Source organism: Halostagnicola alkaliphila, assembly GCF_055379965.1.
The window spans coordinates 2,157,494-2,179,491 of the sequence record NZ_AP043826.1 but is presented as its reverse complement, the minus strand read 5'-3'; the positions used below and the strand labels follow the sequence as shown (position 1 = coordinate 2,179,491).

Sequence of the window (21,998 nt, the reverse complement as noted above, 5' to 3'; positions counted from 1 at the left end):
GGTGACTCTCGGCAAGACGATGCGACGAACAACGCTACTGCGTTTCGAGTGACATCGCGTCGGAGTGACTCGAGGATGGTCACAGCGAAACGACCGACCCGACGTCTTTGTCGACGCCACGTTCGTAGACGTATTCGGCGGTCGCTGCGTCGAGGACGGCGGATCCGACGCTCGAGAAGGCGAGTATTTCGTCGTCGTTCTCGCGGCCGTCGTTGCCCGCCAGTACGTCGCCGAATTCGACGACGTCGAGATTCGTGTGGCCCGAGAGGTCTCCGGTTTCTCTCGCCTCCTCGGGAACGTCCGCGAAAACTCGATCCGCTCGAGCGATCGTTCGGTCGTCGAGTTCGCGCATGTCCGGCGAGTACGCACCGACTGCGATGACGAGCGTTCCCGGTGTCAGCGCCTCGCCCGGGAACACGGGCTCCGTACTCGTCGTCGCCGTGACGACGACGGTTGACCCGTCGACGGCGTCTCGAGGGTTCGAGACCGGCTCTGCGGGAACGCCGAGTTCGCCCTCGAGATCGGTTGCACACCGTTCTCTCGAGTCGCTCGGCGAGTAGACGCGGATCGACTCGAGTTCGGCGGCGGCGTCGATCGCTCGAGTTTGCCAGCGGGCTTGGGTACCGGCTCCGATCAAACCGAGGTCGATCGGCTCGTTCGTTGCGAGTTCGTTCGCGGCGAGGCCGCCGATACAGCCGGTTCGAGCGCTCGTGATCCGCGTCCCGGCGAGATAGGCGACGGGCTGGCCGGTTTCGACGTCGACGAGCGAAATCTGTGCGTTGACTGTCGGTAGTTCGCGCTCGGTATTCTCGGGGCAAACGGTCACGAGTTTCGTGGCGGCGTACGGTGAGCCGTGGATATACGCTGGCATGCAGAGTCCGGTCCCGGTGGACTCCTCGGGCGCGTCGGTGTCGACGCCGGTTCCGATCGGATAGTGGGGACGCTCCGGCCGCTCGACGGCGCCGTCTCGCTGGCGCTCGAACGCTGTGGCGACGACGGGCAAAAGGTCCTCGAGCTCGAGGAGGGAGGCGACGTTCGAATCAGAGAAAATACGGACCATATTCGAACCACGATGGGGTACTACTTCAGTGTACGTCAGACGGATGACACACTCGAACCAGAAGGGAGACAAGTCGAAATGATTAGTGGTTTCTAGCGTGGGAATCCCCCGAATCCTTATCGAAGTCAATGGGTAATGGTAACATATGAATGTCGTCGTTGTTGGCGGCGGGATCGTCGGCCTCTCGAGTGCGTACGCGCTCGCCTCGCGCGGCGGTGATGTGACGGTCTGTGAAAAAGGCTCCCTCGGGAGCGGAAGTACCGAACGGAGCGCAGGTGGCATACGAGCACAGTTCTCGACGCCGGTCAACGTCGACCTCTCGCTCGAGAGCATCGCCGTCTGGGAGTCGTTCGAAGAGCGATTCGGCGTCGATATCGACTACCGGCGCGCGGGCTATCTCTTTCTCGCCAGAAGCGAAGCGGTGGCGGAGACGCTCGAGGAAGGCGTTCGATTGCAAACCGATCGCGGCGTCCCCAGCGACTTACTCGAGGCGTCGGACATTGCCCGATACAATTCACACGTTGACGCCGATTCGTTCGTCGCCGGAACGTACTCACCGGGAGACGGCTTCGCGGATCCGCACCTTGCACTGCAAGGGTATGCCACCGCCTGTGCGGAAATGGGTGTAGACATCCGAACGAACACCGCCGTTATCGATATCCTCACGGCCGCGGACGGCGACGGCGTGGTCGGCGTCGAAACCGAGAACGGACGCCTCGAGGCCGATTTCGTCGTCAATGCCGCCGGTCCCTGGACGGGTCGCGTCGCATCGATGGCCGGACTCGAGTTACCGATGGTGCCGAAGCGACGACAGATCGGCATCGTCTCGCCCGAGAAGGCGGTTCCGGCGGACGTTCCGTTTACCATCGATCTCGAGTCCGAAACCTACTATCGGCCGGAGCGGGACGGCGACGTGCTCATCGGCGGCCACGGAGCCGACAACGCCACGGCCGAGGATTCACGATCGGACCCCGATTCCTACGCCAAATCGGCGGATTTCGAGTGGACCGCAAACGCGCTCGAGACGATCTCAGAGTGGACGACGTGTTTCGGGCCGGAGACTCGCTTCAAGCGCGGTTGGGCGGGTCTCTACGCCGTGTCACCCGATAACCACGCTATCGTCGAAGAGACGATTCCGGGGTTCATCACCGCCGGCGGGTTTTCGGGACACGGGTTTCAACACGCCCCGGCGACGGGGAAACTCGTCGCCGAATTGGTTTTCGACGGCGAGGTATCGCTCGTGGACGGTTCGGCGCTCTCGAGCGACCGGTTCGATACGGGCGACGACCGAACCGAGAAAAACGTCGTTTGAATAATTCGAAGGATCGACGCATCTTAGGGTTTTCTTCCCCAGTCCGGAGTGCTATTTATTGAATTGTTTACAGTGGTCCACTTTTATCGACTGAAGGAGACATATTTGTACCCGGGCTCGCAACTGGAGTCGTATGAGTACGACACGACTGATTCTGGATACGGACACCGCCGGCGACGACACGCAGGCGATTTTGCTCGCGGCGCTTTCCGATCGCGTCTCCCTGGAGGGCGTCACGATCTGTACCGGAAACGTCCCGTTCGAGTACCAGGTCGAAAACGCCAAATACACGCTCGATCTCGCCGGGGCGGCCGAGGACACGCCCGTCTACGAAGGTGCGCAATCGCCGTTGCTCAAGGAGTACGACTTCGCGGAGTACGTCCACGGGGAGGGCGGACTTGGCGGGGATCTCTTTCCGGACACGGGGATCCCCTCGGCCGACGAGCACGCGGTCGATTACATCGTCCGGATGGCTCGAGAGAATCCCAGCGAAATAACGTTGGCTTGTATCGCACCGTTGACGAACGTCGCGCTGGCACTCCAGCGCGAACCCGACCTTCCCGAATTGCTCGACGGCGTCCTGATCATGGGTGGAGCCGTCAACACGCTGGGGAACATCACCCCGGCGGCGGAGTACAACTTCTGGGTCGACCCCGACGCGGCTCGGATGGTGATCGAGGCGTTCGAGGCGACCCTCGTCGACTGGGGCGTCACGGTTCGGGATTCGTTGTTCGAACCCGAGGTGTTCGAGGAAGTCGAGACGATAGACACCCCGCTGGCCGACTTTTACGTGACGATTACGAAAGCCGTCCGGGAGTTCAACGCCCAATCCGACGACGACGCCCTCGGCGCGGACGTCACGACCCAGCCGGACTCGATGACGCTCGCGACGCTCCTCGAGCCGGATATCGTCGAGGAAGCCCGAACCTACCACGTCGAAGTCGACGACCGCGAGGGACCGACTCGAGGCTACAGTTTGGTGGACGAACTCGAGGTCACCGACGGTGAGCCCCGAACTCGCGTGGTCGAGTCGGTCGACGGCGATCGGTTCGAACGGATGATGCTCGATATGTACCGGCACGGGGACCCTCACTACTCCGGGTAACCGTCTCATCGAGTTCGAACGCTCGCGCTGTCTCCCGAGAACGAATCTTCGGCTTCAACGATCGCGAATTCGCCGTTCGAAGATAGCTGTGTGTGGCATAGTTCCCCAACTTTTGTGTTTTATGTACTGATATTGGGTTGTATGGAGCGTAACTGTCGAGTAATAGGAACTGTTTTTAGATTCCAGTGAAATGGTATGTTCATCAATGACAAGTGACGGATCGGACACGGTCCAACGACGACGCGTTCTCCAGTACGTCGGGGCCGCCGGTGCGGTCGCGCTCGCCGGCTGTGGGGACGCGTCCGACCCGAACGATGACGACGACTCGAACGGCGGCACGGATGGAACGAACATCCGCCTCATCCACGATACGCACTTTCACGGTCTGATGGGCGAGTCCGACGACGACTGGAACATCGCGAACTACTTCGGACTCATCGACGACCTCTACGAGGAGAGCCCGGGCGCCAACGGGTTCGCTGTCGGAAACGGCGACGACCTCCACATGTCCGTCGAATCGTCGGTGTACGACGGGAAACACATCACGGAGATGTTGAACGCGAGTCCGCTTTCGCACAACGCCGTCGGAAACCACGAGTTCGACAACGGCCTCGAGAGCATGAAAGAAAACGTGGAGATGAGCGAGTTCTCGTGGCTCAGCGCGAACGCGGTCGATACGGAAGCCGACGACGTCGTCGCGAGCGACGCAGGTGCCGAACGATACGTAATCGAAGCGGCCGATGACGTCAGCATCGGCTTCACAGGGTTGGCGCCGTCCGATACGCAGGACGTTTCCTCCCCCGGCGAAAACACCGAGTTCCTCGAGTACGCCGAAGCGTCAGAAGAGGTCATCGCCGACATGCGAGACGACGGTGCGGATATCATCGTGTTGCTCTCGCACATCTCGAGTCACAACGCCGAACAACTAGCCGAGGAAGTCGACGGGTTCGACGTGATCGTCGGCGATCACGCCGCACAGGTCTACGACGAACCGGCCGAGATCAACGACACGATCCTTTCGTTCGTCGGCGACGAGTTCGATTACGTCGGCCAGCTGGATCTCGAGATCGAAGACGGCGAGATAGCCGACTACACGTTTGAAATACACGATCTGGTCGAGTTGGTCGAAGCCGGTGACGTCGATCCACACGAGGAAATTCAGGAGCTACTAGTCGGGTTCGAAGCGGACCTCGACGAGGAACTCGAGGAGGTAATCGGCGAAACGACGGTCGATCTCGACGTCAGGACCGACACCGTTCGCCGGGAAGAATCGAACTTCGGAAACTGGCTCACCGACGTTATGCGCGAGGAGTTCGGTGCCGACGCCGCACTTCAGAACGGCGGCGGGATCCGGAGCGACGAGTTGTACCCCGCCGGAGATATCACCCGCCGGATGATCGTGGATATCCTCCCGTTCCCAAACTACACGGGATTGATCGAAGTGACGGGCGAACAGCTCGAGGAAGCCGTCGAAATCGGCGTCAGCTCGGTCGAGGAGGGCCACGGCAGATTCCCGCAGGTGAGCGGGATATCGTTTACGTTCGATCCGGACGCCCCGGAAGAGGACCGCGTCGAAGAACTCGAGATCGGCGGCGAGCCGGTCGATCCGGACGAAACCTACGAGCTCGCGACCAACGACTTCCTCATGGGCGGCGGAGACGGCTACGAACCGCTCGCGGAGGGTGAAGTCATCAGATCGGACGACGAGGGAACGCTCGTCTCGGCACTCGCGCTGAGCGCGATCGAAGCAGAAGGAGTCATCTCACCCGAAGAAGAGGGACGGATTCAATCGGTATGATGTCCTCGGAACGCATCGAGTGAGCAGTACTGGAGCCGTTCGGAGCGGTCGATCAAGCGCTCCCGACGGCCGTTCCGAATGAACGTTCCCGACAACCGAGCTATCGACGATGTTCACATCTCAGGCCGCCAAAAAGGCTCTCGGGCTCGTAGTCGTGCTGACAGCGCTTACGATAGCCGTCACCGGGGGCGTTCTCGCGGGAGATTCTCGACTGATGCTCCTGTTCGAACCCGACAAACCGGACGCGAGTGCCGGCGATTCCGTCGAGATTCGAGTGATGGGCCAGAGCAGCGGCGGGTACGACGGAACGGGCGTCGGCGCCGTCGAATTCGACGTGCGATACGACCCCGAAGCGGTGAGCGTGTCCGACGTCGAACGCGGCACGTGGCTCGAGGGCCAAGATACCGATACGACGGTCTACACGGACGGTAACGAGGACGGACACGCCTCCGTCGTGCAAGAACGGGATTCGGATCTCGATGGCGTGACCGGGTACGGAAGCGTGGTCGCGTTGACGTTCGAAATCGCCGAGGACCTCGAACCGTCCGACGTCGTCCTCGAGTTCGATAACGCGAACGCGTTCCTGATCGACGGCCACCCGCTCGCAACGTTCGAACACGCCGGAACGATCACCGTCGACGGAGGCGGCGAAGAACGCGGTCCGCCGACCGAGGAGATCGTCCGCCCGGACGACGGCGGCGACGAAATCCCCGAATCCGGCGAATTAGACGACGACCGTTCCGACGAGGGTGCGAACGTGGGTCAAAGCGACGATATCCCCGGCTTCGGGATACTCACCGTATCGACCGTCCTCGGAGGGGTGGTGCTGTACTGGTCTCGTTCGGTCACGGGCTGAGTTGGGTCCGACTCGTTGCTCGGCCGTAGATATGACATTCTCTCACCCTGTTACGTGGCTCGGCGCGGCGCTACCGACAAAATTCGTTCGAATGGATGAATCTGATCGAGGAAGTCACTCCACCCTGAGGCGAATGTAGTTTATGACTGTAAACTCGGTAATGGAAATTATCTAAACGCACGTGGATGGTCAAAATTCGGTCCAGAAAATATAAGATGGTTCGGTTTGATCCGTAACTGTTATGCAACGACGAACCTTTCTCTCGTCGGTTGGTGTGGGAGCAACCGCGGGAATGGCCGGGTGTTTAGTTGACGACGGAGACGGTGACGACGAAGCGGATGTCACTGTCGGTATCGTCTACTCGACCGGGGGGCTGGGCGACGAATCGTTTAACGACATGGCTCACTCCGGCATCGAAGACGCCGAATCCGACTTCGATATCGACTATCAGGATGCCGAGCCGGATACCGTCGCGGATATGAACGACATGCAACAGCAGTTCGCGGGGGACGAGGATATCGATCTGGTCTGTTGTATCGGCTTCGATCACGAAACCGATTTGATCGAGAACGCCGAGGAGTTCGACGACCAGCAGTTCGTCATCGTCGACGCGGTCGTTGACGCCGATAACGTCGACAGCTACGTCTTCCGCGAACAGGAAGGATCGTTCCAGGTTGGACATCTCGCGGGGCTCCTGACAGAGACAGAATACGCACACGCTGGCGGCGAAACGAATCCGGACGACTCCATCGTCGGCTTCGTCGGCGGCGAAGAGACGGGGCTCATCGAGCGGTTCGAAGCCGGCTACATCGCCGGTGCGGAGTACGTGGACGACTCCATCGAAACGCCGTCGGCGTACGCCGGGAGTTGGGACGATCCGTCGACGGGCCAAGAAATTGCGAACGGAATGTACGTAGACGGTGCGGATGTCGTCTATCATTCCGCCGGCGGTACTGGAGGCGGCGTCTTCGAGGCGGCCCAATCGAACGAACGGTTTGCGATCGGCGTCGACGATGACCAGTCGCTCAGCGCCGAAGAATCAAGCGACGTGATCGTCGCTAGTATGATCAAACGCGTCGATAACGCCGTTTACGATTCGATTGAGTCAGTCGTCGAAGACGAGTTTGAAGGTGGAGAAACCAACGACCTCGGACTTGAGGAGGACGGCGTCGACGCGGTTATTGGGCAGGATTTCGAGGACGAACTTCCTGAAGACATCGTCGATGCGCTTGCGGACTCTCGCCAACAGATTATCGACGGCGACATCGACGTTCCGGACAATCTCGACGACCTCTAGATTCAGATGTACGCTGACGACGACTCGTCTGACCGTGTACAGACTGAGAACGTAGCCGTCCACCTAGACGGCATTACGAAGCGGTTCCCGGGAGTAATCGCGAACGATGATGTCGATTTTGCCGTCGAGTCGGGGACGATTCACGCACTTATCGGCGAGAACGGCGCCGGAAAGACCACGCTGATGAACGTCCTCTACGGACTGTACGAACCGACCGAGGGTACCGTGTGGATCAACGGCGAGCGACGCGAATTCGACGGCCCTCGCGACGCGATGGACGCCGGGATCGGGATGATTCACCAGCACTTCATGCTCGTGGATACGATGACCGTCGCCGAAAACGTCGTTCTCGGGGACGAACCGACGAAGTGGGGCGGACTCGCAACCGATCGAACGCAAGCTATCGAGGAGACCAAAGCCCTCGCACAACAGTACGGCTTCGATCTGAATCCAACCGAACGGATCGAGGATATCAGCGTCGGAGAACAACAGCGCGTCGAAATTCTCAAGACCCTTTACCGAGGATCCGAAATCTTGATTCTCGACGAACCGACTGCGGTGCTTACGCCCCAGGAGGTCGAGGGGCTGTTCGACATCTTCGAGGAGTTAATCGCCGAAGGAAAAACGATAATTTTCATCACGCACAAGCTCGGCGAAGCGTTGCACGCGGCAAACGACATCAGCGTGCTCCGCGACGGCGAACTGGCCGGCACCGTTCCGGCCGAAGGCGCGTCGCGCGAAGAGCTCGCCCGAATGATGGTCGGGCGAGACGTCTTACTCGAGGTTGAAAAACCCCACATCGAACGCGGAACACCGGTGCTCGAAGTCGAGGGCGTGAGCGTCGAAGACGACCGTAACGTAACGGCGGTCGATGCCGTCGATTTCGGGGTTCACGAAGGTGAAGTGTTCGGGATCGCCGGCGTCGACGGGAACGGCCAATCCGAACTCGTCGAAGCTATTACAGGCCTCCAAACGCCGTCAGATGGCACGATCACGTTCGACGGGACGGATATCACCGAACTCCCACGCAGTGACCGGATCGGGATGGGAATGGCCTACGTCGCCGAGGATCGACAGAAACGAAGCCTCGTGATGGACTACGATCTTCGGCGAAACGGCATCCTCGGTTGTCAGCGCCTGCCGGAGTTCTCCGACGGGTGGCGAATCGACTGGGATAACGCCGAATCGTACGTCGACGACGTGATCGACGAGTACGACGTTCGGCCACCCGATCCGTCGGCTGATGCCTACTCGCTTTCGGGCGGGAACCAACAGAAGTTCATCGTCGGTCGCGAGTTCGAGCGCGATCCGTCGCTAGTGGTCGCCTCACAGCCGACGCGAGGCGTCGACATCGGGAGCATCGAATTCATCCACGATCGACTGTTGGACCTCCGAGCGGACGGAAAGGCCGTGTTGCTCGTCTCCTCGAAACTCGAGGAGGTCAGGCGTCTCTCCGATCGACTCGCGGTCATGTACGACGGCGATATCATCGCGGTCGTCGACCCCGCCGACGTCACCGAGGAGCAACTCGGGCTCCTGATGGCCGGCGAACGGCCGACCGGTATGGACGTCGACGGTGCTCGAATTCGGAGGCGAGAATCCGCATGAGCGGGCTTCGAACGCGAGCCGGTTCGGTACTCGATCGACTCGTCGACGCCTCGCCGGTCGAACGAATCGTCATCAGTCTCGCCTCGCTTCTGTTCGCGGTGGCCGTCGGAGCGGTTCTCGTGCTCGTCTCGGGATTCGTTACCGAATGCGACGACCCGTTCGTCCTGTTGCCCGGTATCGGGTACGGCTGTTACAATCCGCTTGAGGTGTACTGGACGATGCTCGAGGGCGCGTTCGGGTCCTCAGGCGGGCTCGCACGGACCTTACGGGAGACGACGCTGTTGCTGTTTACCGGACTCTCGGTTGCCGTTGCCTTCCGGGCCGGACTGTTCAACATCGGGACGCAAGGCCAGATGGTTCTGGGCGCATTGGCGACTGCATTAGTCGTTCTCGAACTCAGCCAGTTCGTTCCGCAAAACGTCGTCGGCATGCTCATCGTTATCCCCGTCGGAATCGCCGCCGGGGCACTTGCTGGCGGTGTTTGGGGAATGATTCCCGGACTGATGAAAGCGTACGCCGACGCACACGAGGTGATCACGACGATCATGCTCAACTTCGTCGCGACCGGAGTCGCGATCTATCTCGTCAACAACCACGTCGGTGATCTGACATCAGATTCGACTCTGACCGAGACGATTCCGTCAGTTGCTCGGTTCCCGATGTCTATCAGCGGCTCTCGGTTTTCGATATACGCGCTGATCGGAGCGCTACTCGTCGCAGTCGGGATCTCCCTGCTGTACACGCGGACCGTCCTCGGCTACGAACTACGCACGAGTGGCATTCAGGAGGCCGCCGCCGAGTACAGTGGGGTCAACGCCAAACGAAATATCGTGACCAGCATGACCCTTTCGGGCGCACTCGGCGGCGTCGCCGGTGCGATTTACGTCATGATGGTCCAGTACCGCTGGCAATCCGGCATGCCAGCGCTCGGGTTCGATGGAATCGCGGTCTCCATTCTCGCCGGAAACAACCCGATCGGCGTTATCCCGGCGTCGCTCCTGTTCGGCGGCCTTAAAAGCGGGAGCGTCGCGATCGATCTCTCGCTCGGCGTTCCGAACGAACTCGTCGACGTGCTTCGCGGTATGATCATCCTCTTCATCGCGATGCCCGAGTTCTTCCGAATGCTCGGCAAGTGGTCCGGATTTGGGTCTGACCCGGTTGGGGCAAGCGGAGGTGAAGAGGCGTGAAGAAACCGACAATCGAAATTTCCAGGCGAGATGCGATGGCTCTCGGAGCCGTTTTCGTCGGCCTTCTCGTGATCGGCCTCTGGACCGTCGGCCTCGTGGGTTCGGCGTCCATCTCTTCGGCGTTGCGACTCACCGTCCCCATCGGGTTCGCCGCGATGGGCGGTATCTTCGCCGAAAAAGCCGGCGTCATCAACATCGGACTCGAGGGCTTGCTCATCATCGGCGCGTTCGGTGCGATTGCAAGTCTGTACGCGCTGTCGCTGACGCCAATCGGTGCAAACATCTGGCTCGCGTTCGGCTTCGCTATCGTCGCGAGTACGGTGGTCGCGCTGCTGTTCGCGATCGTCTGTATCGAATTCGAGGCCGACCAGATTATCGCCGGACTCGCGGTCTGGCTGATCGCGCTCGGGTTCGCCCCGTTCGCGAGCTACATCATCTGGGATCAGGTCAGCAGTCCGAGCGTCGAGAGTTTCTCCGCGTGGGCGATCCCCGGTCTTTCGAACTTACCGGTGATCGGCGGGGTGTTCGTCGTGACGCCGCCAGTATTGCTTCTCATCCTCGCGGTACCGTTCTCGTGGTACCTCCTCAATCGGACCACGTTTGGGATGTGGATCGAGGCGAGCGGCGAAGATCCGAAATCGCTCGACACGGCGGGCGTCAACGTCCGGAAGGTCCGGTACGCGGGCGTCCTCCTCTCTGGAGTCTACTGTGGGATCGGCGGTGCCGGGTTAGCACTCAACCTCGGAGAGTTCGTCGGCAGCGGTGATACGATGATGGACGGTCGCGGCTTCATCGGACTCACGGCGTACCTGATTGGCAACTACAACCCGATCGGCGCGTTCTTCGCTTCGTTCCTCTTCGCCGGCCTCGAAGCACTCCAACACCAGATTCAACAAGTCGCCGGATTTGACCTATCTCCGACGCTCGTCGGGATAATCCCCTACGTCACGGTGCTCGTCGTTCTCGCCTTCGTCGGAAAAACCCGAATGCCGTCGGCCGCGGGCGACCACTACGAGTCCGACGACTGAGTGACTCCGCTCTTGTTTCGTCGTTCGCCCCGTTTCGACCCGATTTTCGTTTCGGCCGTCAGTTTCCGTTCGACACTTTATCCCACGATCCAACGACGCCAGTCGACTCGTCGAGCCGACTGACGACACGGACCGAAAATACACCGCTCGAGCGTCTTCGAAGCGTCGTCAAAAGTGCTCTCGGAGATAGACCTGGGTTTCCGGAAATAGCGACTCGAGCGTTTCGAGTTCCGCTTCGGACGCGGTTCGAAGCCGTCCGACTCGCTCGAGGTCGCGTGCAGAACGCGTTCCGACCAAGAGCTGAGAGAGCGCGCCGATATCGATTTCGGCGTCCGGTTCGTCGTCGGTTCGATCGCACGTCGCTTTCCCTCCCGTGACCTCGAGTTCGAAGCAGCCGCCGTTCCACTCGACCAGCGGATCGGAGACGGAAAGCGTTAGTCGTCGGGTCGTTTCGGACGATTCCCCGACCGGATACGTGACCATCGAAAGCGCCGATTCGACGTCCACGATGCGGACCATCGGGCCAGTTTCAACGGTGCAGTCGACGGCCTCCGGTTTCGGCGTGAGATCGAGAAGGTCCGAATCGGCTGGACCGGGAAGCTCCACCGTTTCGACCTGCGAATCGTGCGTGTGACAGAACGAGAGGAGGGAGAGAAACGCGTCGTGGTCGTCGAACGCTAACTCCTTGACTTTCATCGTCCGGGAACCCCACTCCCCGTCGATCGTGTAGACGAGATACCCCGCAGTCGTCCCGTCGCGCTCGAGGGCGTAGACGAAGGGATCGGCTCCCCGGTTGGACAGAATTCGAGTCCGCCACCACGCGTCGTCTCGTTCGAGCGTGAGAGCGTACTCGTCCGAGTGTCGTCCGTACACGGCATCGAGCGCTCCAATCGAGTCGGGACCGACGGCAACGAACGTCGGGTCGTCGACGGCCCCAGTCGCAAACGAAAGCGCGTCCGGGTCGCAGTCGTAGCTCACGCGATCGTTGGCCGTGTCCCAGCCGTACTTCCGATAAAAGTCGTACCGAAACGGCCACAGAACGGACACGGCTCGGCCCCGGTCTCGATACTCCTCGAGCGACCGCTCGAGGAGTTTTCGAACCAGCCCCTGCCGACGAGATTCGGGGGGAGAGGCGACTCCCGCGAGTCCGGCGACGGGATGGGTTTCGCCGCGAATGCTCGCCTCGAGCCAGTACTGGCGGCAGACGACGCGGGGCTCCTCGTCGGATTCATCCTCCGTATAGAGGCCACGGGGTGATCCGAGGGTGAACCGCGGCGTCTCGTGTTCCTCCGGATCGTAGTCTATCGGCCCCGTTTGCGGAGAGAACGCGTAGTTCGTGTACTCGAAAAAGACTTGTCTCTGGTCGTCCGGCAGGGGAAGATAGTCGACCATACGCTCGCAGACGGGCCGGAAAATCAATAACGTGGCGAATCGCCGGATCTGCTCCGGATTGCCGTCAGGAGCGACCTATTCGCGTTCCTCGAGAAATATCTCGATCCGATTCAGCGCTTCCTTGAGATCCTCGAGGCCGGTCGCGTAGGACACCCGAAGGTGACCCTCGGCACCGTCGCCGAAGACATCGCCGGGCACGGCCGCGACGCCCTGCTCGTGCAGGAGGTCCTCGGCGAATCCCTCTGCGGACCACCCCTCCGGAACCTCCGGGAAGACGTAAAACGCGCCCTTCGCCTCGAAACACGGCATCCCGATCTCTCGAAAGCGCGAGAGGACGAATCGCCGCCGTCGGTCGTACTGGTCAACCATCTCCTGTACGTCGTCCTCGCAGGTGTCGAGCGCCTCGAGGGCCGCGTACTGTGGCGTCGTCGGTGCCGACAACATCGTGTACTGGTGGATCCGGTTCATCGCTCCGATCGCCTCGGCGGGGCCAAGTGCGTAGCCCAGTCGGAGCCCAGTCATCGCGTGAGCCTTCGAGAAGCCGTTGAACACGATCGTTCGCTCGCGCATTCCCTCGAGGGTGGCGATGGAGGTGTGGTCGTTGTCGTCGTAGGTGAGTTCGGCGTAGATCTCGTCCGAAAGCACCGTTAGGTCGTGCTCTCGAGCGAAGGCGGCGATCGGCTCGAGATCCTCCCGCGTCATGATCGCGCCCGTCGGATTGTTCGGGTAACAGATAACGAGCACAGACGCGTCTGCCGCGCCTGCCCGCTCGAGTTCCTCGACGGTGAGCCGGAAGTCGTCCGCCTCGCGAGTCGGGACCGAAAGCACCTCGCCGCCGGCGAAGGTCACGCCGGGTTCATAAGAGATGTACGACGGTTGGGCGACAGCGACCGTGTCGCCGGGATCGACGATGGCTCGAAACGCCAGGTCCACCGCCTCGCTGGCTCCCGCTGTGACGAGAATCTCCTCATCGGCGCCGTACTCGAGATCGAAGCGGTCGTCGACGTATCTCGAAATCGCTTCGCGAAGCTCGCGCTTGCCGCGATTCGCCGTATAGGACGTTTTTCCCTGCTCGAGGGAGGCGATAGCCGCGTCTCGAGCGGCCCACGGGGTCGAGAAGTCGGGTTCGCCGACGCCCAGCGAGATGACGTCGTCGCGCTCCTCGGCGATTTCGAAAAAGCGCCGGATCCCCGATGGCCCGACCGACTCGACGCGCTCGGACAACTCGATCGTCATGGGGACACTGACAACCTATCGTCGTCGTCGCCGTCGCCGAGTTCGATCCCGTTTTCCTTGTAGGAGGTCATCACGTAGTGGGTGACCGTCTGGGTGATCTCGGGGACGGGTGCGACCTTCTCGCTGATAAACTGCGATACTTCGCGGATCGAATCGCCTTCGACCTCCATATCGAAGTCGTAGTCGCCGCTGACGAGTCGCAACGCGGTCACCTGCGGAAATCGTGCGAGGCGCTCTGCGATGTCGCCGTAGCCGGTCTCGCGGTCGAGCATGACGTTCAACTCGACTTCGGCGCGGACCCGCTCTTCCTCGAGTTCGTCCCAGTTGACGACCGGCTGGTAGCCACAGATCACGCCCGCCTCCTCGAGTGACTCGATCGTCTCTTCGACCGCCGACTCCTCGAGGTCGGTCATTCGCGCGATATCCGCAGTGCTGTATCGCGCGTTCTCACGGAGCAACTCGAGAACCTCGCGTTCGCTCATACGGACGGATGCGCGAGCGCGAGTAAATTTCTTCCGGACTCGTGTCGATCACTCCCAAACGCGTCGGCCAAGAGCCGGCCTCGCAAACTCGTCGATCAGTACGGGGCGGCAGACAGTGCGAAACGAGGGCTACCGATACTTCTTGAAAAGAATCGCTCGAACGTCGTCTTTCGTCTGGACCTCTTCGGTCGATCCGTCCGGGAGTTCGACGCTGTAGCGATGGTCTCCGGACGACGATTCCTCCCACTTGTCCTCGTGGGTCTCGAGCAGACTCATCATCTCGTCTAACATCTCGTCGTCGTCGGCGGCACCGTCGCTTTCGTCGCTGTCGGCGTTTTCGTCGCCGTCGACTTCGCCGGCCCCTTCCGCCTCGTCTGGGTCTTCAGCTCCGTCGCCTTCACCACCTTCGTCGCTACCGTCGGCGTCCGAACTCTCATCCGCTGGCTCTGCATCCGAACTTCCCTCTTCGGATTCGTCGTAGGAAACCTCCTCGAGACCGTCTGACTCGTCGACATCCTCGATCGGTTCCGACGAGACGTCCGCCGCCTCGAACTCCCCGTCCATCTCGAGGTCGCCGTCGAGATTGTCGATCAGGAACTGCACGGCGTCTTTCTCGCGAACGTGACCGTATTTGCCGACGACCTGTTCGGAAATTTCCTCGCGGAGATGCTGTACGAACGCGTACTGTTCGTCCGTGACCTCGAGTGACTTCATACGACAAGGATGTTGCGGGGGGTACAAATATGTGAGTCGTCGTGTGGCGTCCGCATTCGTCTCGCCTCGGACCGGGGCGAACCCGACGTTTAAGGCTCAACGAATGAAACCAACCCGATATGGTCCTGAAAGAGTCCGAAACCGAACTCGACGAAGGCGACGTCGCACCGTCGTTCGAACTCGAGGGAGCCGACGGAGAGACGTACACGCTCGAGTCGTTCGCGGAAAACGAGGCCCTACTGGTTGTCTTTACCTGTAACCACTGTCCGTACGCCAAAGCCAAGTTCGATCTGCTGAACGAACTGGCAGAGGAGTACGACGATGTCGCCGTCGTCGGAATCAACCCCAACGACGCCGAGGAGTATCCCGAAGACTCGCTCGAGAAGATGCGCGAGTACGCCGCGGAGGGGCCGATCGACTTCGACGCCTACCTGCGAGACGAAAGCCAATCGGTCGCTTCGGAGTACGGCGCGGTCTGCACGCCGGATCCGTTCCTCTTCGAAAACAGTGACGGGGAGTTCCGACTCGCCTATCAAGGACGCCTCGACGACGCGATGAACCCCGAGGACGAACCGACCCGGTTCCACGTTCGCGAGGCCATCGACGCGGTCCTGGCCGGCGAGGCGGTCGACCTCGAGTGGAAGCCGTCGCAGGGCTGTTCGATCAAGTGGGTCGACGAATAGCCGGGGAGCCGACTCGTTCAACCGTCCGGAACCGTTTCGCAGGCTGACTTTCTCAGGTAGTCGTTAGCTCGAGTAGCCACTCGCCCGACACGAAACCTCGAGGATAGTAATGTTCAAGCGCTGGGGGGATAGATCCGTGGCTATGACTAACCAGGGATGGCGACTCTTCGGAATTATTGGGGGTGCGCTCGGACTGCTCTCGCTGGTGTTTCCATACCTCCAGGTCACTGAATCGGTCGGCGGCTTCGGGACCAACCAGACGGAGTACACCCTTCTCGAGGTGCTCTCCGAGGTCGCGGCGCACGGCGATCCGGAAGCGGTCTACGGAGTCGTCTTGCTCGTCGTGGGTGGATCACTGCTCGCGCTCCTCGGAGCGATCATCTCGAGTTGGCTCGTCTCGATCGGCGGCGTCATGCAAGGGGTGGGTGCCGGTGCGATCGGGTACGCGGTCGCGACCGAGCGCGTCGTCTTCGCGGCCGGGATCGGGTCGGCAGAGATGGAACCGCGATTCGGCCTCTACGTGATCGGCGCCGCTGCGATCGTTTCCGTTCTCGCGGTCGCCGCCGAGTGACCGCGCCTCGCCCGATCCAAATAACGATCGGGCCTCGTCCGACTCGTCGATGTCTCGAGATCGTTCGAAACACCTGCCAGAAGCGCGGTCGTTAAGCCGCCGGGCGCACAACTCGATTCCATGAGTCTCGAGACCATGCAGCCGAATCCGACGTGGGACGCCCCGTCCTACGAGGAAACCGTCGACACGCTCGAAGCGCACAACGACGAACTAACCTACAAGGTCTGGGGCGGCGACTGGTGTAAGGACTGCCGAAAGCTCCTCCCCGACTTCGGCGCGGCCTTGGAGGCCGCCGGCGTTCCCGAAGATCGAATCGAGGAAATCGCCGTCGACGAGGACAAGCAGGGCCCCGGCGTCGAGGAGTACGACGTCGAATACATCCCGACGGTCGTCGTCGAAGACGACGGCGGCGAGGAGGTCACCCGCTTCGTCGAATCCGAGGACCGACCGCCAGCCGTCTGGCTCGCCGATCAGCTCGAGGCGACGCTCGAGACGGCCGAATAACGTTCGGGGAGAGCGAACAGAGCAGATTCTCGTCCGTTCGTGTCCGATCGACATCCACAGTCAAGAGCAGCGCTTCCCGAGGACAGTCGAAAACCAGTGACGCTTCCCCGACTCGAAGATTAAAACGGCGTGTCCTGTTCGTCGATGCCGTCTATCTCGCTCGTCGACTGCCGTTCCTCGAGAAACCCGAGTGCCTCGTCGATGTCCGTCGTCGGCGGTGAACACGCCCGGTCTCGACAGACGTACAGCGTCGGTTCGCCATCTCGGGCCTCCCGACCCGCCCAGATCGCCGGCGGCTCCTCGAGGTCGAGCCGATCGAGCCACGTTTCGAGTTCTTCGTCGGTCGACGGTCGTCGAGCGAGGAGTCGGTCGGGAAGATACCGTTCGCCGAGCCGGTCTCGCCACGTCTCGGGCAGCTCCGAGGCGGCAACGGTGAGCTCGAGGAGGCCGCTCTCAAGGCGATCCGCGGCGAGACAGAGCGTCGCGTACTGGAGCGGATTGGACTCGATCGTCGCGGCGTGGGTCTCGAGCGTGGCCGCCGCGATTTCGCCGAAGCTCGAGTCGGGAGCCGCCACGTCCTCGAGCGCGAGCAGGGTCTCGACGGCGACGCCCGTCGAGGACGGCGTCGAACTGTCGTCGAGTTCCTGCGGGCGAGTGACCAGGGATTCACCGCTTTCGGGGGTGAAATACAGCGTTTCTCCCTCCGCGTCCCAGAACTCGGCTTCAATGGTCTCCGCGAGCTCGAGCGCGAACGCGAGATGCTCGAGGTCGCCGGTTGCTTCGTAGCAATGGAGGGCTCCGCGGGCGAGGAACGCGTAGTCCTCGAGGTAGCCGTCAACGGCGACATCCCCGTCTTTGTACCGTCTCGAGAGTCGTCCAGTGCCCTCGTCCCAGAGGGTTTCGCGGGCGAACTCGAGGGCGTCGGTCGCGGTTTCGGCGTGAGCATCCTCGCCGAGGACGAGCGCGGATTCGGCGAACGCCGAGATCATCATGCCGTTCCAGCCCGCGAGAATTTTCTCGTCGCGGTTCGGTCGGGGACGTTCTTCGCGCGCCTCGTAGAGGGTCTCGAGCGCGTCCTCGAGTCGCCGTTCGATCTCGTCCTCGGACAGCTCGAACTGCTCTGTGAGTTCCGCCGCGGTCGCGGTCCGATTCAGGACGTTCGATCCCTCGAAGTTTCCCGAGGAGGTGATGTCGTATCCCGCACAGACGAGTTCCGCAGTTTTCTCGTCCTCGAGAACGGCTTCGACTTCGTCGGGCGTCCAGACGTAGAAGGTCCCCTCCTCTTTCTCGCCGTCCTCGTCGAGACTCTGGGCGTCGAGCGTGCTGAAGAAGCCGCCGTTGTCGTGGGTGAGCTCCCGCTCGACGAATTCGAGGGTCTCCTCGACGGTTTCGGCGTAGCGCTCTTTCCCAGTGAGCTGATAGCCCGCGAGCAACGCCCGCGGGATTTCGGCGTTGTCGTAGAGCATCTTCTCGAAGTGGGGGACCGTCCAGTCCCGATCGACGCAGTAGCGGTGGAAGCCGCCGCCGACGTGGTCGTAGAGACCGCCGTCGATCATCGCATCGAGGGTCTCTTCGAGCACCTCTCGGTAGCCATCGCGATCCGATCGGTCGGCCGCCCGAGCGAGGATGTGGAGCCGAGCCGGCTGGGGGAACTTCGGCCCGTCGGAGCCGAACCCGCCGTACTGGCGGTCGGCGCTTCGGAGCGCGCTCTGGGCGGCGCTCTCGAGCGTGTCGCTCGAGGGTGGTGCGGATTCGCCGTCTCCGACGCCTCCACCCGTTCGGTCGGGGCCCGACGCCCCCTCGAGTTGCTCTTTCGCCGCGGCGGTCCACTTCTCGGCGCGGTTTTCGACCTCCTCGCGATCCTGGTTCCACGACCCGCTCGTCTTCTCGAGGAGGTCGAGGAAGCCTGGCATGCCGCGCTTTTCCTCCTTCGGGAAGTAGGTCCCGACGTAGAAGGGCTTGCCCTCGGGCGTGAGCCACGCCGAGAGCGGCCAGCCGCCCCGCCCGGTCACGAGCTGGGAGACCGTCATGTAGACGCTGTCGACGTCCGGGCGCTCCTCCCGGTCGACCTTGATCGGGACGAAGTTTTCGTTGAGTGCCTCGGCGACCTCCTCGTCGGCGAAGCTCTCCTCTTCCATGACGTGACACCAGTGACACGCCGAGTAGCCGATCGAGAGGAAGATGGGTACGTCGTGTTCGCGCGCGGTCTCGAGGGCCTGTTCGTCCCACGGCTGCCAGTTGACGGGGTTGTCCGCGTGCTGGCGAAGATAGGGGCTCTGCTCCTCGGAGAGCCGATTGCGCTCGGTCGGTTGGGTCATGGCCCGATGTAGGCTCGGGAACTGTAAAAGCGCGGCGGGCTTGCGAATCCCGCGATGCTCAAACCACCCATCTCGAGATACGAGTGATTTTCCGTTTCTGGCGCGCTCTCGAGGCGTCCGAGCCATCGGCGGCGAGGACGCGCTCGTTCCTTCGCGAGGGGCGAGTGAGTGAGTCTACGAACGAACGAGCCGGTTGGGGAGTACGAGGCGCGAACGAAGTGAGTACCTCGATGATGCGAGCGGGGAACGCGAGGGCTGAACGAAGTGAAGCCCTCGAACGGTGAGCGGGGAGAGAAACGACCCACAAACGAAGTGACCCGTGAGCCGTGAGGTTGTTGTGGGCGGGATCGAAAGGGGCCGACCCGGTCGGGGAGGCTGGGGCCGTTAGCACCGTATGTGAGCGAAGCGAACTGCGGCGCGCGCGTCGTCAGCCGACTCGAGCGGGTTGGGGGCTTTCTGGATGTAAAATGCGGCTCGTGACGATCCGTGAGAGACGAGAGCGAGCAGAGACCGCCAAAACGTCGTCGACTGAGCGTTACACGCTATTGCTCTCTGTTCAAACGAGTCCGAGAAGCGAGAGCCCGTAGACGGAGGCGACGACCAGCGCGACCGTCCAGAGGGCGATGCTGATCGTCATCCAGGCCGCGACGGCTCGAGCTCGACTCCCCGCCGCGAGCGCGACGAGCGCCGCAATATGAACGCCGGTCAGGACGACCCCGCCCAGCGAGAGTCCGGGGAGTCCGTACCGATCCCATACGCGGCGGGCTCGAGCGTACCGGTCGCTTCGCTCTTTGGGCGGCGCGTCGCGGCGGCTGGCCCACCAGTTCGCGATTCGTTGCTGGAAGAGAATCAGGACGTAGACCGAGGCGACGTTCCCGCCAAACGCGAAGACGCCGGTCAGGACCGGGTTGAGCCCGATTCCGATCGCTACGGGGATCACGAAGAGGATCTCGATCACCGGAATCGCCGCGAACACGAACACGAGGAGGTACTGCAGGAGGCCGGACGCTTCCTCGAGGTTCGTTCCGACGTCGACGAGTAGTGGGAGGAGGGCCATTGTCGATTTCGATGCGTCCGCTCGCTTCGCCACGTACGAAACGCAGCGCCTTACTGCCTAAATGAGGTGCAGAATTCAAATAGTTGACGCTATCGCCATCGCGTTCGCCGAGTTAGCGCTTCTCACGAACGTACTCGAGAAAGGAAAATCCGTTCCGGTCGTCTCGAGACGCCTCCGTCCACGCGCCGCGATCCCAATCTGGGAAGTACGTGTCGCCGTCCGGGTCGTCGTGAACCTCGGTGACGACCAGCCGATCGAGCGCGGGGATGAACTGCTCGTAGATCGTCGCACCGCCGGCGACGAACGCGCGCTCGGTCCCGCCGTGGCGCTCTCGAGCCGCCGTTTCGGCCGCCTCGAGCGCGTCCTCGAGCCCGTGTGCCACAACGGCGTTCTCGGGCGTCTCGAGGTCCCGATTCGTGAGCACGATCGTCGTGCGCCCCGGAAGCGGTTCGCCCAGCGCCTCGAGGATCCCCTCGTAGGTCACCCGTCCCATGAGGATCGGGTGATCCATCGTCGTCTCCTTGAAGTGTGCCAGATCCTCGGGAACGTGCCAGGGCATGTCGCCATCCTTGCCGATGACACCGTTTTCGGCGACGGCGACGATGCCGACCAGCTCGAGGTTCGTCTCGAGAACTGGACTGTCTACTGCTCCGGACCGTCCGTCCTCGCTCATTCGGCGACCGCGAACTCCAGCCCGTCGTGGGACTCGTAGTCCTCGAGGGAGACATCATCTGCACGCAACTCATCGATCGAGACGTCGGCGACCTCCAGGGTCGGCCGCTCGAGCGGTTCGCGAGCGAGTTGCTCGAGTAGACCGGGGACGTGGTCGAACCGTTCGTCGCCCTCGGCTTCGGCCGGGGCTTCGGACTCGAGCCACGCGTTGACGTCTCGATACTCCTCCCGGTCGTCGACGTCGGCTAAACGGGATTGGAGGGACTCGAGGTTGTCCGCGTACCAGTCACCGCGATCGCCGCGACCGCAGTAGACGTGCGAATCGACCACCGTGTGGGCGAAGGTACCTGGTTCGAAGCCGGTCTGGTTGGCGATCACTTTTGTCAGGAGCGCGTAGGCGGCGATGTTGAACGGGATACCGAGCGCGACATCGCCCGAGCGCTGGGTGAGGTGGCAGTTGAGTTGGTCCCCTTGCACGTTGAAGACATAGGAGTAGTGACACGGCGGCAGCGTCGAGACGGCCGCGTTGGCGGGATGCCAGGCGTTGACGACGAGCCGACGCGAGTTCGGGCTATCCGAGAGCGTGTCGATCACGTACTGAAGCTGGTCGAACGTCCGCCGACCGTCTGCCTCCTCGCTAACCCAGCGATGACCGTCTTCGGGCCAGGACTCCCCCTCGAGTTGGCTCTTTCCCTCCGGAATCGGATATCGTCGCCAGAAGCGACCGTAAGCGGTGTCGAGGTTACCCTCGTCGTCCGCCCACGCATCCCAGATTTTGGTCTCCTCGCGGAGGTTCTTGACGTGCTCTTCGCCGGAGAGATACCAGCAGACCTCGTGAATCATCGAGTTCCACCGGTAGCCGTCCATCGCTTTGGTCGTCAACAGTGGATACCCCTCCTGTAGATCGACCTCGTAGTGCTCGCTAAACGACGAAATCGTGTCGACGCCGGTTCGGTTCGGCTTGTGTGCTCCGTCCGAAAGAACCGAATCGACTAGCTCGAGGTACTGACGCATTGTACACCGGTTTCGGCTGGGTCACCATAAATCGCCTCGATTCAACCGATCGTTTACCGCGAATCGTCGCCGTCGGGTGTTCACGCTGGATCGCCTCACCGGAC

General features: G+C 61.8%; 20 protein-coding genes. 11 read left to right on the top strand and 9 right to left on the bottom strand.

Annotated elements, in window-relative coordinates; translation table 11 throughout:
- Nucleotides 1-79: 79 nt before the first annotated feature.
- Nucleotides 80-1,060 (bottom strand): ornithine cyclodeaminase family protein, encoded by a 981-nt coding sequence (locus ACZ5C7_RS16175; RefSeq protein WP_464377313.1) that lies wholly within the window; start codon nucleotides 1,058-1,060, stop codon nucleotides 80-82.
- Nucleotides 1,061-1,205: 145 nt separating this feature from the next.
- Here ACZ5C7_RS16175 and ACZ5C7_RS16170 point away from each other — a divergent pair, with 145 nt between their 5' ends.
- The 8 genes from ACZ5C7_RS16170 to ACZ5C7_RS16135 all read left to right on the top strand — a co-directional run bounded on the left by ACZ5C7_RS16170 (nucleotide 1,206) and on the right by ACZ5C7_RS16135 (nucleotide 11,251).
- Nucleotides 1,206-2,372, top strand: a complete 1,167-nt coding sequence (locus ACZ5C7_RS16170; protein WP_464377312.1) for an NAD(P)/FAD-dependent oxidoreductase — start codon at nucleotides 1,206-1,208, stop codon at nucleotides 2,370-2,372.
- 133 nt (nucleotides 2,373-2,505) lie between these two features.
- Nucleotides 2,506-3,477: a nucleoside hydrolase gene (locus ACZ5C7_RS16165; protein WP_464377311.1), complete on the top strand. Its 972-nt coding sequence runs from the start codon at nucleotides 2,506-2,508 to the stop codon at nucleotides 3,475-3,477.
- A gap of 205 nt (nucleotides 3,478-3,682) precedes the next feature.
- Complete coding sequence (locus tag ACZ5C7_RS16160; protein ID WP_464377310.1) at nucleotides 3,683-5,275, top strand: bifunctional metallophosphatase/5'-nucleotidase; 1,593 nt, start codon at nucleotides 3,683-3,685, stop codon at nucleotides 5,273-5,275.
- 109 nt (nucleotides 5,276-5,384) lie between these two features.
- The gene (locus tag ACZ5C7_RS16155) at nucleotides 5,385-6,131 is read left to right on the top strand and encodes a cohesin domain-containing protein (protein ID WP_464377309.1); all 747 of its coding nucleotides are present in this window, start codon (nucleotides 5,385-5,387) and stop codon (nucleotides 6,129-6,131) included.
- Nucleotides 6,132-6,372: 241 nt separating this feature from the next.
- Nucleotides 6,373-7,428, top strand: a complete 1,056-nt coding sequence (locus ACZ5C7_RS16150; protein WP_464377308.1) for a BMP family lipoprotein — start codon at nucleotides 6,373-6,375, stop codon at nucleotides 7,426-7,428.
- 6 nt (nucleotides 7,429-7,434) lie between these two features.
- Nucleotides 7,435-9,036: an ABC transporter ATP-binding protein gene (locus ACZ5C7_RS16145; RefSeq protein ID WP_464377307.1), complete on the top strand. Its 1,602-nt coding sequence runs from the start codon at nucleotides 7,435-7,437 to the stop codon at nucleotides 9,034-9,036.
- Nucleotides 9,033-10,223, top strand: coding sequence for an ABC transporter permease (locus ACZ5C7_RS16140; protein ID WP_464377306.1), 1,191 nt, complete (start codon nucleotides 9,033-9,035; stop codon nucleotides 10,221-10,223). Before ACZ5C7_RS16145 ends, ACZ5C7_RS16140 begins: the two co-directional genes overlap by 4 nt.
- Nucleotides 10,224-10,258: 35 nt before the next feature.
- Nucleotides 10,259-11,251 (top strand): ABC transporter permease, encoded by a 993-nt coding sequence (locus tag ACZ5C7_RS16135; protein ID WP_464378461.1) that lies wholly within the window; start codon nucleotides 10,259-10,261, stop codon nucleotides 11,249-11,251.
- 168 nt (nucleotides 11,252-11,419) lie between these two features.
- Here the strand turns inward: ACZ5C7_RS16135 and ACZ5C7_RS16130 are convergent, their stop codons facing one another.
- The 4 genes from ACZ5C7_RS16130 to ACZ5C7_RS16115 form a co-directional block, all read right to left on the bottom strand.
- Entirely contained in the window at nucleotides 11,420-12,643 is a 1,224-nt protein-coding gene (locus ACZ5C7_RS16130) for a GNAT family N-acetyltransferase (RefSeq protein WP_464377305.1), read from the bottom strand.
- A 75-nt stretch (nucleotides 12,644-12,718) separates the two neighbouring features.
- The gene (locus ACZ5C7_RS16125) at nucleotides 12,719-13,879 is read right to left on the bottom strand and encodes a pyridoxal phosphate-dependent aminotransferase (protein ID WP_464377304.1); all 1,161 of its coding nucleotides are present in this window, start codon (nucleotides 13,877-13,879) and stop codon (nucleotides 12,719-12,721) included.
- On the bottom strand, nucleotides 13,876-14,361 hold the full coding sequence (locus ACZ5C7_RS16120; protein WP_464377303.1) for an Lrp/AsnC family transcriptional regulator: 486 nt from the start codon (nucleotides 14,359-14,361) through the stop codon (nucleotides 13,876-13,878). The genes ACZ5C7_RS16125 and ACZ5C7_RS16120 overlap by 4 nt, the downstream gene beginning before the upstream one ends.
- A 129-nt stretch (nucleotides 14,362-14,490) precedes the next feature.
- A complete protein-coding gene (locus ACZ5C7_RS16115; protein WP_464377302.1) occupies nucleotides 14,491-15,075 on the bottom strand; it encodes a hypothetical protein in 585 nt (194 codons plus the stop codon).
- Between the two features lie 119 nt (nucleotides 15,076-15,194).
- Here ACZ5C7_RS16115 and ACZ5C7_RS16110 point away from each other — a divergent pair, with 119 nt between their 5' ends.
- From ACZ5C7_RS16110 to ACZ5C7_RS16100, 3 genes are all read left to right on the top strand, one after another.
- Nucleotides 15,195-15,758 (top strand): thioredoxin family protein, encoded by a 564-nt coding sequence (locus tag ACZ5C7_RS16110; protein WP_464377301.1) that lies wholly within the window; start codon nucleotides 15,195-15,197, stop codon nucleotides 15,756-15,758.
- 142 nt (nucleotides 15,759-15,900) lie between these two features.
- Nucleotides 15,901-16,329, top strand: a complete 429-nt coding sequence (locus ACZ5C7_RS16105) for a hypothetical protein (RefSeq protein WP_464377300.1) — start codon at nucleotides 15,901-15,903, stop codon at nucleotides 16,327-16,329.
- Nucleotides 16,330-16,449: 120 nt separating this feature from the next.
- Entirely contained in the window at nucleotides 16,450-16,833 is a 384-nt protein-coding gene (locus tag ACZ5C7_RS16100) for a TlpA family protein disulfide reductase (protein WP_464377299.1), read from the top strand.
- A gap of 119 nt (nucleotides 16,834-16,952) precedes the next feature.
- Here ACZ5C7_RS16100 and ACZ5C7_RS16095 read toward each other — a convergent pair whose 3' ends face one another.
- From ACZ5C7_RS16095 to thyA, 4 genes are all read right to left on the bottom strand, one after another.
- Nucleotides 16,953-19,151 (bottom strand): thioredoxin domain-containing protein, encoded by a 2,199-nt coding sequence (locus ACZ5C7_RS16095; RefSeq protein WP_464377298.1) that lies wholly within the window; start codon nucleotides 19,149-19,151, stop codon nucleotides 16,953-16,955.
- Nucleotides 19,152-19,707: 556 nt separating this feature from the next.
- Nucleotides 19,708-20,208, bottom strand: coding sequence for a small multi-drug export protein (locus ACZ5C7_RS16090; protein WP_464377297.1), 501 nt, complete (start codon nucleotides 20,206-20,208; stop codon nucleotides 19,708-19,710).
- A 112-nt stretch (nucleotides 20,209-20,320) separates the two neighbouring features.
- Nucleotides 20,321-20,881: a dihydrofolate reductase gene (locus ACZ5C7_RS16085; RefSeq protein WP_464377296.1), complete on the bottom strand. Its 561-nt coding sequence runs from the start codon at nucleotides 20,879-20,881 to the stop codon at nucleotides 20,321-20,323.
- Nucleotides 20,878-21,894, bottom strand: coding sequence for a thymidylate synthase (gene thyA, locus ACZ5C7_RS16080; RefSeq protein WP_464377295.1), 1,017 nt, complete (start codon nucleotides 21,892-21,894; stop codon nucleotides 20,878-20,880). Before thyA ends, ACZ5C7_RS16085 begins: the two co-directional genes overlap by 4 nt.
- Nucleotides 21,895-21,998 lie beyond the last annotated feature (104 nt).